General features: G+C 66.0%; 14 protein-coding genes. 7 read left to right on the forward strand and 7 right to left on the reverse strand.

Annotation, left to right across the window (positions count from 1 at the left end; all coding sequences use genetic code 11):
* Positions 1-221: 221 nt before the first annotated feature.
* The 4 genes from C471_RS12695 to C471_RS12710 all read right to left on the reverse strand — a co-directional run bounded on the left by C471_RS12695 (position 222) and on the right by C471_RS12710 (position 4,476).
* Positions 222-1,412 (reverse strand): asparagine synthase C-terminal domain-containing protein, encoded by a 1,191-nt coding sequence (locus C471_RS12695; protein WP_004049598.1) that lies wholly within the window; start codon positions 1,410-1,412, stop codon positions 222-224.
* A 5-nt stretch (positions 1,413-1,417) separates the two neighbouring features.
* Positions 1,418-2,101: a PHP domain-containing protein gene (locus tag C471_RS12700; RefSeq protein ID WP_004049600.1), complete on the reverse strand. Its 684-nt coding sequence runs from the start codon at positions 2,099-2,101 to the stop codon at positions 1,418-1,420.
* 477 nt (positions 2,102-2,578) lie between these two features.
* The gene (locus tag C471_RS12705) at positions 2,579-2,845 is read right to left on the reverse strand and encodes a DUF7513 family protein (protein WP_004049602.1); all 267 of its coding nucleotides are present in this window, start codon (positions 2,843-2,845) and stop codon (positions 2,579-2,581) included.
* On the reverse strand, positions 2,842-4,476 hold the full coding sequence (locus C471_RS12710) for a Na+/H+ antiporter NhaC family protein (protein WP_004049604.1): 1,635 nt from the start codon (positions 4,474-4,476) through the stop codon (positions 2,842-2,844). The genes C471_RS12705 and C471_RS12710 overlap by 4 nt, the downstream gene beginning before the upstream one ends.
* 379 nt (positions 4,477-4,855) lie before the next feature.
* On the opposite strand from C471_RS12710, the gene C471_RS12715 reads away from it, so the two are divergent.
* The 5 genes from C471_RS12715 to C471_RS12735 all read left to right on the forward strand — a co-directional run bounded on the left by C471_RS12715 (position 4,856) and on the right by C471_RS12735 (position 8,186).
* A complete protein-coding gene (locus tag C471_RS12715; RefSeq protein WP_004049606.1) occupies positions 4,856-5,326 on the forward strand; it encodes a 30S ribosomal protein S15 in 471 nt (156 codons plus the stop codon).
* A gap of 163 nt (positions 5,327-5,489) precedes the next feature.
* Positions 5,490-6,743: a hypothetical protein gene (locus C471_RS12720; protein WP_049909400.1), complete on the forward strand. Its 1,254-nt coding sequence runs from the start codon at positions 5,490-5,492 to the stop codon at positions 6,741-6,743.
* On the forward strand, positions 6,740-7,069 hold the full coding sequence (locus C471_RS12725) for a KEOPS complex subunit Pcc1 (protein WP_004049610.1): 330 nt from the start codon (positions 6,740-6,742) through the stop codon (positions 7,067-7,069). Before C471_RS12720 ends, C471_RS12725 begins: the two co-directional genes overlap by 4 nt.
* Positions 7,066-7,713, forward strand: a complete 648-nt coding sequence (locus tag C471_RS12730) for a 30S ribosomal protein S3ae (protein ID WP_004049611.1) — start codon at positions 7,066-7,068, stop codon at positions 7,711-7,713. The genes C471_RS12725 and C471_RS12730 overlap by 4 nt, the downstream gene beginning before the upstream one ends.
* A gap of 113 nt (positions 7,714-7,826) precedes the next feature.
* Positions 7,827-8,186, forward strand: a complete 360-nt coding sequence (locus C471_RS12735) for a hypothetical protein (protein ID WP_152421903.1) — start codon at positions 7,827-7,829, stop codon at positions 8,184-8,186.
* 130 nt (positions 8,187-8,316) lie between these two features.
* Here C471_RS12735 and C471_RS12740 read toward each other — a convergent pair whose 3' ends face one another.
* From C471_RS12740 to C471_RS12750, 3 genes are all read right to left on the reverse strand, one after another.
* Complete coding sequence (locus C471_RS12740; protein WP_004049613.1) at positions 8,317-9,189, reverse strand: CPBP family intramembrane glutamic endopeptidase; 873 nt, start codon at positions 9,187-9,189, stop codon at positions 8,317-8,319.
* A 262-nt stretch (positions 9,190-9,451) separates the two neighbouring features.
* Positions 9,452-9,781 (reverse strand): DUF7521 family protein, encoded by a 330-nt coding sequence (locus C471_RS12745; RefSeq protein ID WP_004049614.1) that lies wholly within the window; start codon positions 9,779-9,781, stop codon positions 9,452-9,454.
* A gap of 2 nt (positions 9,782-9,783) precedes the next feature.
* Complete coding sequence (locus tag C471_RS12750) at positions 9,784-10,131, reverse strand: ArsR/SmtB family transcription factor (RefSeq protein WP_004049615.1); 348 nt, start codon at positions 10,129-10,131, stop codon at positions 9,784-9,786.
* A gap of 102 nt (positions 10,132-10,233) precedes the next feature.
* On the opposite strand from C471_RS12750, the gene C471_RS12755 reads away from it, so the two are divergent.
* The gene (locus C471_RS12755; protein WP_004049617.1) at positions 10,234-10,647 is read left to right on the forward strand and encodes a hypothetical protein; all 414 of its coding nucleotides are present in this window, start codon (positions 10,234-10,236) and stop codon (positions 10,645-10,647) included.
* A gap of 1,565 nt (positions 10,648-12,212) precedes the next feature.
* Positions 12,213-12,491 carry a hypothetical protein gene (locus tag C471_RS12760; RefSeq protein ID WP_004049619.1) on the forward strand — a complete coding sequence of 93 codons (279 nt, stop codon included), beginning with the start codon at positions 12,213-12,215 and terminating at the stop codon, positions 12,489-12,491.
* Positions 12,492-12,509: the final 18 nt, after the last annotated feature.

Raw genomic sequence — 12,509 nt, forward strand, 5'->3', positions numbered from 1 at the left:
ATTGTTCGGGTCGAATCAACGAAATTAGTGTTCGAACGTCATTTATTCGCGGAATACCGCCGTCATATTTGTCACTACTCCCCGAATTTTATATCGGTCCGCGCTATTCGTCACCAGGCGCCCGATCGATCGGGCGTCGGCCGTAGGACTGGTACTCCATACGGCGGCTTGGTCAGCACCGGCCCTCACGGGCCGTTTTTCGATCGGATCGGTCCTCGCTATCACTCCGACAGCAGCGCGTCGAGGTACCGCCCGACGTGGTCGTCCATGCGCCGCTTGAACCCCGCCCGGCGCGCGAGCCGGTCGAGCTCTCGGGAGACGTACGTCCCGTACTGGACCGCCTTCTTGTCGGCCGTCCGGACGGGTTCGGGCACGCGTCCGGTCGCCGCCCGGCGGAGCGCGATCTTGCGCTCGCCGTCGATCGCGAGCAGTTCGCCCGGCAGCGCGAGCGCGGACGCGACGATCCGGTCGTCCAAGAGCGGTGCGACCGGCTCGGCCCCGGAAGCGCGGAGCGCGAGCACGTCGCGTTCGAGCTGTTCCGGCAGCGTTCGGACGGTCTCGGTCCGAGCGCCCCGCACCGTCTCCGCCGCGACGCGGTCGTCGCCGACGGGGTCGGCGACCTTGCTGTAGCCGCCGAACAGTTCGTCGGCGCCCTGTCCCACCGCGAGCCGCCGGAACCCGTCGGCTGCGGCCGCCTCCGCCGCGAGGTACAGGGGGACCGCGATCGCGAGGTCCATCGGGTTGCGTCGTCCGGTCGCCGCGGCGACCTCGCGGACCGCGCGCACGAGGTCGTCGTGAGTGATCTCGACGACGCGGAGGTCCAGATCCATCGACGCGGCGGCCTCGCGGGCGGCCTCGATGTCGTGACATCCCTCGAAGCCGGCGACGTAACACGGCGCGTCCGGCACCGCGGCGGCGACGACGCCGGAGTCAACGCCGCCGGAGAAGGCGACGGCGAGGTCGTCCCCGTCCGCCTCCGTTTCGAGACCGCCGAGACCGCCCGCGTCGAGAGCGCCGAGGGCGCCGTCGAGCGCCTCGTCGACCGCGGCCTGCCCTGATTCCGAATCGACCGGTCCCTCGCCCGGAAGCGACCAGACGCGCTCGGTCCCCGCGCTCGACGCGAGGGACCCGCCCGGAACCGGTTTCGGGTCGGCGAGGTCTGTCCGGTCGAAGCTCCACGCAGCGGGTGCCGTGGGATCGCGTGCAGTCGCGGGGTCAGCGGCGCCCCGCTCGACGAACAGCGGCTGTCGGCCGAGCACGTCTCGGACGAGCACCGGCCCCTCACGATCTGGCGGGTCACGGAGGAGCCCGGCGAACCCCCGCCCCCCGGGGAACGGGTCGCCGTCGCGGAGGGCGTCGCGGACCCGCTCGGGCGGCGAGCCGCGCAAATCGGGGGATTGAGCGTCCGCCATCGCGGTCAGCGGAGCGCGTTCAGCGCCCGGAGCGCGCGGCGCTTGGCGCCGCCGCCGAACTGGCGGAGCGAGACGCGCCACGGAGTCCGTTTCCCGACGACGCTGGTCCGGCCGTCGACGATGCCGTCGAGGATCGCCTCGGCCGAGCGGTCGTCGGCGCCGACCTCGGTCACGGCCTGTCCGACCATCTCCGAGATGTGGGCGTCGCTGCCGGCGGTCATCGGGAGTCGGTTCCGGATCGCGAACTTCTCGGCCTGCCGGTTCGAGCGCCCGGTGAACAGCCGGGAGTTGTACACTTCGAGGGCGTCGGCGCTCGCCAACTGCTCGTCGGTGATGTGGGCGGCGACGCCGTGGCGGGACTTCTGGAAGGGGTGTGGTATGACCGCGATCCCGCCCTGGTCGCGGATCCGATCGAGCGTCTCGTCGAAGGGGAGCCCGCTCTCGACGCGCTCGCTGATGCCGAACGCGAGGACGTGGCCGGCCGCGCAGGTCACCTCCATGCCGACGATGCCGACGAGCCCGTAATCGGGGGCCTTCTCGGCCGCCTCGATGCTGGCGTCGATCTCGTCGTGGTCCGTGACGGCGAGCGCGTCCAGCCCGACCCCCGCCGCCTGCTCCAGGAGGAGGTCGACCGGATCGCGCCCGTCGTAGGACAGCGCGGAATGCGCGTGGAGCTCGACCGATAGCACGCGCTCAACTTCGGGCGTCGTCTTAAAAAGCGCCCCGGTCCGCGGCGGTTCACGTGGATCTCGATGGATCAATCCGTGCCAGCGACACGGTACTTAAGAGGTACTTAAGAAGGAGAGTGCGGTGGCGCGCGCCTTCGAGCGCCCGTCGGGCGCGAGAAGCGCGTGCGAGGGAGTCGCTGGCGGCTGCCGCCGCCAGCGACGAGGCTGGGGAGGTGTGAGGCTGCGGTGCGGTTGCGGTCAGGGTGGGACTCAAAGGGGCAGTCGCGAGGACGAAGCACGGCGCAGCAAGGACCACAGGGAGCGAGTGCAACGAGCGACCGAGGACCGCAGCAAGCCGTGCGAGTCCTCGCGACTGGGGCTTTGGAGGTGTTCCCCGTCACAGCGACTGCAACAACACATAGCCGAGCGACTGGGGCTATGGCGGTGTTCACCGCGTCGACGACGGCAGCGATATTTAAAAAGTACCGAGCGGACCGATCAGAACGCGCTCTTGCCCACCGTCTCCCGGTACGTCCCGGTACCGCGATGGCCCGCCTCGTCCCACGTGTCGATCGCGACCAGCACGCGGGTGTTCACGGCGTCGGCCGGCGCATCCTCGATCCGGAGCGTCGAGTCGCCGATGCGGGCGACGACCTCGCCGCCCTCCTCGCCGGTGACCATCACCTCGATCACGTCGCCGGGGTCGTAGTCGGGAGTCGATCCCCGGAACGACAGCCCGGCGAAGAACTTGTCGAAGCGGCTCATGCGCGCGACACCTCCTCGGAGGTCCGGTCGGGAATGTACTCCCGCCCGAAGCCGGTGACCGCGGCGATCAGGAAGACGATCACGAGGAACCAGCCGTGGAACACGTACGGCACGACCTCTATGGGGTTCACCACCATCTCGGGGCCGTACTCGGCGCCGAGCCCCTCGGGACCGACCATCACCTGGTACCCGACCAGGACGCCGCCGGCCCACGGGAAGATGTACCCGAGCGCGGAGGTGTTGGCGTCCAAGATGTTCGCGCGCCGGTAGCCGTTGATGTTGAACTTCTCGCCGATCCGCGCGATGTACGGGGCGATCGCGATCTCCGCGGCGGTGTTGATCGTGATCATCCCGTTGATCGTCGCCGTGCCGAGCACCATCGTCAGCTCGGCCCGGCGGACGTTAGTCGCGACCGAGTTCAACAGGAACTCCTGGATCGCCGCGAAGCCGCCGCCGCGGATCATGATCTGCGCCATCGACACGATCAGAAGCGTCAGCACGATGAGCGGGAAGAACCCGGTCGCACCCGAGTAGAGGCTCCCGCCCACGCTCGCCGTCTCGCCGACCGCGACGAACGGGAGCGAGGTGAACGCCCCGGCCTCGGTCACGGTGAACACGAGGATGTCGCTCACCGACGAGAGGCCGAAGACGAGGTTGAACGCGACGGCGACGACGAGCCCCCACGAGATCGCCTCGACGATGTGCCGGCCCGCGATCGCCGTCGCGATGACGACGCCCATCGAGAGCAGGTGAACCAGACCGAGCGCGGTCGCCGTCTCACGGAGCGCGGCCGATCCTTCGAGGCTCGCGCCCGACAGCATCGACCCCATGATCAGATAGGCGACGAACGCCGGGATCGCCGCCGCGATCGCGTACTTGAACCGCGAGGCGACGACGCCGCCGATGTCGGCGTCCTGCGTCACCGCGCTCACGATCGTCGTGTCGCTCACGGGCGCGAGGTTGTCACCGAACACGGCGCCGGACAGGATCGCGGCGAACAGCAGCACCGGGTTCGCGCCGATGAGGACGCCGGCCGGGAAGAAGAGCGTCACGAACGCGATGGTGGCGCCGTATCCCGTCCCGATCCCGGTCGCGAGCAGGCCGCAGAGGACGAACGCGGCCGCGGGGAACGTCGCCGCGCCGACGTTCAGGGCGTCGGCGGCGAAGATGAGCCCCTCGACGAACCCGCCGACCTGCAGCGTGTCGGCGAACATGCCGGCCCACAGCCACGCGACGATCGCGGTCGCGGCGACGCGCTGGGTCATCCCCTCGAAGATGGTGTCGGCGTACGTTTTCCAGTCGCCGCGAGCGAAGAACATCCCGAGGATCGTCCCGACGAGCGCGCCGATCACCAGCCCGTTCGTGTCGCCGATGCCGAGGACGCCGCTCTGGAAGATGGCCCAGAGGATGAAGAAGGCGAGCGGGATCGTGCTCGCCCACTTCCCGCCGTAGAACGCGATCCGCGGCTCGGAGTCGGTCTCCGCACCGGCGCTGAGGCCACCGTCCGCCGCGAGCTCGCGGTCGGACGCCCCGGGGTCTCCCCGGTCGCGTTGACCGCCGCCGGGCGGGGCGCCGTCGGGTGGTTCGTCGCCGGTCCGCTCGATCGGGTTGCCGTCGGATTCGTCGGTCATGTGTCTTTCCCACGCATTCGGTAACCCACGACCTACGTAAACCCTCGTGTCCTGTTCCCGTCGCGCTTCGCTCTCACCCCCGCCCGCGTCGCCGACGTTCACCCCCGCCGCGCCCGCTCCAGCGACTCACAAGAACACGCTTAAGAACCCCGGCGACGACCCCTCACACGGGAACAGCACAGCTGCAGATCCGACGCGCCGGGGCCTTTTCGCCCACGGCTTGGGAATGTAGCAGTGCGCCGACGCCTCCGGCGTCGCGGTCGGAGCGCCCGCTCGCACGGGCCGTCCGGTCGGACCGCTCGCTTCGCGAGTCGTCCGTCAGCCGCGCCGCGCGGAGTCGCGGTCACGTTGCGGTTGTGCCGTTCCAACCAGATACACAATGGCACGAATGCACACGCGCCGTCGCGGTTCGTCCGGTTCGGACAAGCCGGCGACGGACGAGAACCCGGAGTGGAGCGACGTCGACGCCGAGGACATCGAGTCCCGCGTCGTCGAACTGGCGGAGCAGGGCCACGACCCCAGCGTCATCGGACTCAAGCTCCGTGACGAGGGCGTCAAGGGCGTCCCGGTGCCCGACGTGAAGCTGGCCACCGGCAAGAAGCTCACCGAGATCCTCGACGAGCACGACGCGGAGCCGGAGCTCCCCGAGGACCTCCGCAACCTGATGGCCCAGGCCGTCCGCCTGCGCGAACACATGGCGGAGAACGGACAGGACCACCAGAACAAGCGCGCGCTCCAGAACACGGAGTCGAAGATCCGCCGTCTCGCGGACTACTACCGCGGCGACGAGATCGACGAGGAGTTCACGTACACCCACGAGTACGCCGCCGAGCTCCTCGACGACGAGTAACGACATCGAGACCGACTCCGACGGGTAGCGACTCCGACGAGTGACCGAGACGACGCGACATCGAGTCGCGGCGAACCGACGCGACGCGCCGACTCACGGCGAATCGATCGCGACCGACACGACGCACCGACCCACGACCGCACCACACGACCGCACCCACACAATGACCGAAGCGACATCCGCCACGCCCGCCCCTGACGCCCTCGCCGACGCCCTCGCGGACGCGCCGTTCGTCCGGCTCGTCGCGACCGCCGACGGCGACGCGGTAGCGGCCGCCGGGCTGCTCGCGCGGGCGCTGCGGACGGCCGGCACGCCGTTCCAGGTCCGCGTCTCCCGCGATCCGATCCCCGCCGACGGCGACGACGCCGTCGCGGTGACTATCGGCGCGGACCGCGGGCCGCACGCGCTCCCCGGCTCGGGGCGCCCGGCGAGCACGGACGCGTTCGCGATAGCGCGCGCGCTCGGCGCCGACCCCGACCCGGTCGTCGCCCTCGCGGGCGTCGTCGCGGCCGGCTCCGTGCCCGGCACGGACGGCTCCGGCGACGCGCTGGAGGCGGCCGAGCGCTCGGACCGCGTCCGCCGACGCCCCGGCGTCGCGCTCCCGACCGCCGACCTGGCGGACGGGCTCGCCGCGTCGACGCTCGTCCGGACGCCGTACTCCGGCGACGGCGAGGCGGCGCGGGCCGCGCTCGCAGAGCTCGGGCTTCCGGCCGACCTCGACGACGACGCGCACCGGCGACTCGCGTCGCTGGTCGCCGTCGACGTCGCGGACGCGGAGGGCGCGAGCACGCGGGCCGCCTCGGCGGTCGAACGCGCGCTCCGCCCGTACGCGACGGTCGGGGACGCGGCGCCGTTCGAGACGGTCGGCGGCTACGCCGACGTCCTCGACGCGCTCGCCCGGGAGGCCCCCGGAACTGGGGTCGCGCTGGCGCTCGACCCCGACCCGGGCGACGAGCTTCGGACCGCCGCGCTCGACGCGTGGCGGACGCACGGGCTCGCCGCCCACCGCGCGCTCGACGGCGCGACGACCGGCCGGTACGACGGCTGTTTCGTCGCGCGCGTCGACCTCGAAGAAGACGCGGACGCCGTCCTCCCGACGATCGCCCGTCTCCTCCGGGACTTCCGGTCGCCGGAGCCGGTCGCGGTCGCGGCCGACGAGGCCGCGGGTCGGCTGGCCGCCGCAGCCACCGCGGGTGGCCGCGCAGCTGACGACGCGGCCACCGAGCCGCTCGGCCTCGGCGACGCCTGCCGGTCGGCGGCGGGCGAGGTCGGCGGCGACGGCTGGGGGACCGCCGACCGCGGCGGGATCGCGGTCGACGCGGCCGACGCGGCCGACGAGGCGGACGGGGTCAACGAGAGCGAAGCGACCGACGGCGACATCACGGGCGCGCTCGCCGCGCTCAGGGAGGCGCTATGAGCGGGGAGTCCGCTGGGGACGAGGAGTCCGCACCGGGCGAGGTGTCGAACCGGACGGCGACAGTCCGGACGACCCACGCCGACGCCCCCCTCGTTGCCGCCGCGCTCGCTCCGGACGAGACCGACTCGATGACCACCCGCGTCGACGGCGACGCGATCGAGTGCGTCGTCGAGCGGCCCACTACCGGCGGTCTGCAGTCGACAGTGGACGACCACGTCGTGAACCTACGCGTCGCGGACCGACTCGTCGAGCGCGCGAGCGAGCACCTCGCGGCCGACGACGGAGGGCGCCGCTCCGACACCAACGGCGACACAACCAACACATGAGCGAACGATCCGTATCCAAGAGCAGAGAACAGAAGCGCTGGTACACCGTGCTGGCGCCCGAACAGTTCGACCGGCAGGAGCTCGGCGAGACGCTCGCCGAGGAGCCCGACCAGGTCGTCGGCCGCACGATCACGACGACGCTGGGCGAGCTGACCGGCGACTCCGGCGCGAACAACACGAAGCTCACGTTCAAGATCACCGACGTGGGCAGCGACACGGCCTACACCGAGTTCATCAAGTACGAGCTCACGCGGGACTACCTGCGCTCGCTCGTCCGCCGCGGCGCCTCGAAGGTCGAGGCGTCGATCACGGTGCTGACGACGGACGACTACCGCATCCGCGTGCAGCCCGTCGCGCTGACGACGAAGAAGGCCGACCGCTCGCAGGAGAAGGCGATCCGCCGCGTCATGATCGACAAGGTCCACGCGGCCGCCGAGGAGCGCACCTTCGAAGCGTTCATCGACGCCATCGTCGACGGGAACCTCTCGTCGGCGATCTACGGCGAGGCGAAGCTCATCTATCCGCTTCGTCGCGTCGAGGTCCAGAAGCTGACGCTCGAGGCGCGCCCGTCCGAGGTCGCCGCCGAGGAGGAGACCGCCGTCGACGTCGACGCCGACGAGGTCGCGGTCGACGCCGACGAGTAACCTCGCCGAGCGCACCCGCAGTTTTCCCGTTTATCAGTCGCGTAGCGGCGGCGCCGGCGGAGGGCGTTGTGGTGAAGCAAAATCCATTAGTGATGCGCTTTGAACGAGCTTGTATGCCCTCCACTAGGCGACAGATGCTCGTTCCAGTTGGAGCGTCTCTCTTGGGAGTTGCCGGCTGTCTAGGGTTGGGAGATCCGAATTTGGTGATCAACAACGAGTTGAACCAGAGGATAACCGCAAATATCGATATTACCAGGATGTCGGATATGCGGGTGGTGATGCGCACGGATCGCTCGATTGGGGCCGAAGAAACAACGAAGCTCTCGTATCCGCTTGAGGAAGCCGGCGAGTATCGAATTCAAATCACCGCTCAGGAGGGGAATGTTGGCGGAGAAACGACCGTCTTTGTCGATGAATCCGCGGTTATCCACGCCACTCTCAATCCCGATGGAGTGTCGTTTGAAACCCGATAACGCGTACCCCACTATCGCTCTGGGAGTCGTGTGTACTCCCGACACGGAGCGATACGTCGAGATCGTTGGTTCGATTTTCGTGCGGGTGCCGTTGATAAGGGACGCACCGAGTTCGTCTGCCGAATCACGACTATCGGGGAGAGTAGCATGAGCCCGGATCGAGAGACCCTCCATGACGGTACACGAGGACGGCCGCGACGCCCCACGCGGCGAATGCGATACCGATCATGAGCAGGTCGGGAAATCCGTCCGCCAGTGCTCCCATGCGGATCGGGTACAGCGACGAGGAGGCGTTGATAGCCGCGTGCATACACATGACGAGGAATACGCTCCCCCCAGTACCGTTGTAGAGCCAGGTTAACAGCAGACTGAACCCGAGCACTGAGATCGCGTACGGGAGGAACAGCTGTCCGTACTGACTAGAGGCGGGGACGACGAACAGCGGGAGGTGCCAGACGGCCCACACGGCACCGATTATAAGGCTCGCTACTGCGCCCCCGTACTGTGCCTGAAGACGTGGGAGTGCGTAGCCTCGCCAACCAAGTTCCTCCTGACCGCCACCCAGCAGGAGTGCGAACCCGAACTGGATCGGGAACACGGTCAGCCGTCCAGGCAAGACTGACGGGTCCAAGGGATTGCCCAGCGCGACGTACACTCCTGTAGCGACAGCGATAAACGCCACGGGGACGCCGAAGGCGAATAGATACCATCGCAGGTGGTGACGCCAGTCGAAGATGCTCCTGAGGAGGTCTCGAACGCGGCCCTCGCCCCGCCAGGTGAGGATCACAGCGGCGATAGCCGGTCCAAATCCCCCGACGACGATCGACGGAACCACGAGCGCATCAGGAATCGAGAGAGTCGTGAATTCGGCTAACACGGACGGTGCCCACGCGAACCAGGACAGCGCGAGTGTCAGCGTAAAGAACGCGACGGCCGACCGGAGGCCTGATTGATCGGAGGTCGGTGCGACGGATCGGGTCGGCGTTGCAATGGTCGCTGCCATCACCGTATCGTACGGGGCCTAATCAAAAGACACCCAGAGCAGGACTTCAGCGCGTGAAGTCTTGGTCTGCCGCCGTCACGACCACCGTTCCAATACGAATATGCGCCGGGGCATGTACGCCACATCCTCTGTCCGATCGGTGCCGTCGATCTGTCGTCGGAAGCGACGAGGGCCACAGGACCGGGGCGGGGTAGTCAGCTCGACGTGATCGTGCCGCGAGGGTCTTTCCTCCCGGCTGCGGGTTCTTCATTTTCTCGGTCTGTTAGACCCAGAGCCCGTAAATGATACACAGCAGACCGGCGACCTCGAACGTCTGAGTGACGATTTGTACGACGACACGACCTCCGGAAACGGGAAGCGCGAGATACGCGAGCGTCAGCACGAGCGGGACGCCCAGCGCGAGTACAAACCCCAGCGAGACGAACAGCATCGGACGGCTCTGGTTGCGGCGGTAGCCTCGCCAGGCGAGGTAGGCGATGAACACCCCCAGCCCCGCACCGAACAGTTCGTACGCCAGCAATCCGGCTCTGAGCAGTCCCGACGGCTCACCGCTTTGGAGGACGATCGACGGGACGCGAATGGGTCCGAGCATGTTTAGATCCCCTCGATGAGTCGGGTGAAGCGGTCGGTCATACGCTCGCGGCGCGTGATCTCGATCGACAGGTCCCCTTCGTCAAGGTCTATGACGATGCGATCGAGGTTCGGGGCGTACACCTGCCGGTGGTGACCGCCGTCGGGGTCAGGCCGCGTCTGTTCGGCAACGAGATCAGCCTCTCGCAACCGTTCGAGACGGCGGTAGATCGTCGGTCCCGATGCGTCACAGTGGTTTTTCAGAGTGCGTGCAGACATAGGCTCTCGACTCGTTTCGACGAGGATCTCCCGGACCGTCCGATCTTCGAGGAGGTCAGCAACGGTTTCGATGTCCGGATCGTCCCCGCTCATACGCGACGTATCGATTAACGGAGGGAAAGAGCTGACGACCGCTTCAGTGGCTGAAGCCCTGCTCACAGTTCTATTCATACGCGGATCAAACGCGAAACTGTGATGACGAGACCGCCAATTCGCGAGTCACACAACGCATCGTCCACCCGACAGCGCTCACCGGAGGACGGGAACCCCGGTGACAGTCGTTTCCTTGCGATCGTCGGCTTCGCGGCGGTACTACTGAGCACGGTTGTTAGCAGCGCTGCCTACGGTTTGCTGCCGAATCAGATACGGATCCACTGGACGCTGGGAACGGGGCCGTACTACGGGCCGGAGTTCGCTCCGACGATTGTCGTCTTCACGGCGTTCCCGCTACTTGTAGCCGTGACCGCGCTCGGAGGATACTGGGGCGGAGTGCGGCTTCGTCACTCCGAGGCGTTCGCTGCCGTCCGATCGTACTACTTCGTCGCTGTGTTCGGGACGTTCCTCTCCCTCCTTGGCGCCCAGATCGCACTCGTCATAGCGAACGTCTAGTCTCGGTACGGTTCGGAGTACGGAATTGGCGAATTGAGTGTACAATCGGGTTTCGGTCGGACATTCCAGCGAGCGACGGTAAACCCACCACTAATAGTCCCCGATCGTCATCGGATTCAACAACGCAATCGGTTCCGGAATTAGATGGGGAACGCGGTCCCCGCGCTGACTACCGTCTCTATATCCTGCAAGGCGTTCCTCACAGAAGCCGGAGAGGTGGCTCTGTTGAAATACTATTCTTCAGATACATAATTGCCTGAAACAGCCAGTCGCTGAAGAGTGCTTACTGATACATCCGTTCGAAAACAGACTGTGTAACGATTATAACGACGACGACGATCGTAAACCTCGACAACAGCCCAAAATCCGTCAGTGCCCGTAGGGCAACAAGAACAACGAGGGCAACCACAGCAGAGGCGGCTAGTTTCTGGTTCTCGCGGGAGACCATATCGTAAATCAACAGAATTGAACAAAGTACCTACCGAAAAGTGGCTCCTCTGTACTGAGCGATCCGAACCCATCGAATCTGATGATGGATCTATTGAGAAACGCGCCCTCTATACAGCACTAGCGGTATCAACTCCTAAGTCGCTGTCAGTAGCTACATGACCGATAGGGAGAATACATTCAGCACTGAGACTACGTTACTTTCTTCGTTTGAATCCCGGACCAACCATTGGTAGGTGCCTGCGGACGCATCTGTATGACTAGCTAAAGCATCTGTTTGTTTCTAGATATTCTCTTTATACTCTACCGCCAAAACCACATATGTGAACAGGAGAACGTATCTGTCTGTAACGAGTGCGACCGTGGCGTCTGTCCTCGGAGGGTGTTCGGCAGTGACGGGAGGCTCTGGTGATGTTCACGTCGATGACACGACACAGCGAGAACAGACGTACGAATTAGACCTACAGAAGGGCGATACAGTGAAAATCATCGTTGGAACACAGAAAGGGTCTGGTGGAGAAGTTACTCTCTCTCATGACTCGCAAGAAGTTCTCTCAAAGGCGTTCGAAACGGAGCAGACGTTTGAGCGTACAATCACGGTTACCGGTGTTCACGAACTCTCAGTGAAACCGTCCGAGTCTACTGTGATAAGTATCAAAGCTATCGTTAATCCGTAGCGGTGGATGACAGTCGATCCCCTGTACTGACCTATTGGCTACCGTTCTCTGGAGGGGGTTCCGTGTGAAATACGCGCGCTGTATCTCGCACGGCTATCGGGACACCTATCTGATCTGATTGAATTCTTGGCACTCAATACGCAGGCGCACTCTATCGGTAGATTCAGGATTTGTTTGGAGAAAATAACGCAGTTCTCGTGCTGACTATATCCTCTGTATCTTGCACAGCGCTTCTGAGAAAATCTTGATAGATTGCAGTCTTCAGCGATCACTGTCTCACCTGTATTGACCGCAGCCGTGGCAGCATGTGTCTCCTGTTGAGGATTTCAACAGAGTCGGAGAGGGGTAAACCGACCCTATCGTCTGTGAGTATCCCGTACTGACCCCTGTCCGCGGAACGGCATCGCCACCGTTTTCAGACTCGCATCGGATGTCCGATCGATGCCCTCCAACAAAGCGACAGCCGCGGCCCCGATAGCGACTGGCGTCCTTCTCGCCGGGACGGCTGCACGAGAAGTCGCACAGCACGGACTGGAACTCTGGACGACGCTGGCGCTCGCCGGTGGCCTCTCCGCGGTCGCTGTCGGCCTCGGCGTTCTGACCGGTCGCGGGTTCGACGCCGACGACGGCCGCGACGGACACCACGACCGGACGACAGTCGCGCTCGTCGGCCTCGCACTGACGAGTCTCGCCGTCGGTGCCGGGATCGCGCTGGCGTAGACGACGCCAACCGACCCG

The sequence above is a fragment of the Halorubrum saccharovorum DSM 1137 genome, assembly GCF_000337915.1.
Lineage (GTDB): Archaea > Halobacteriota > Halobacteria > Halobacteriales > Haloferacaceae > Halorubrum > Halorubrum saccharovorum.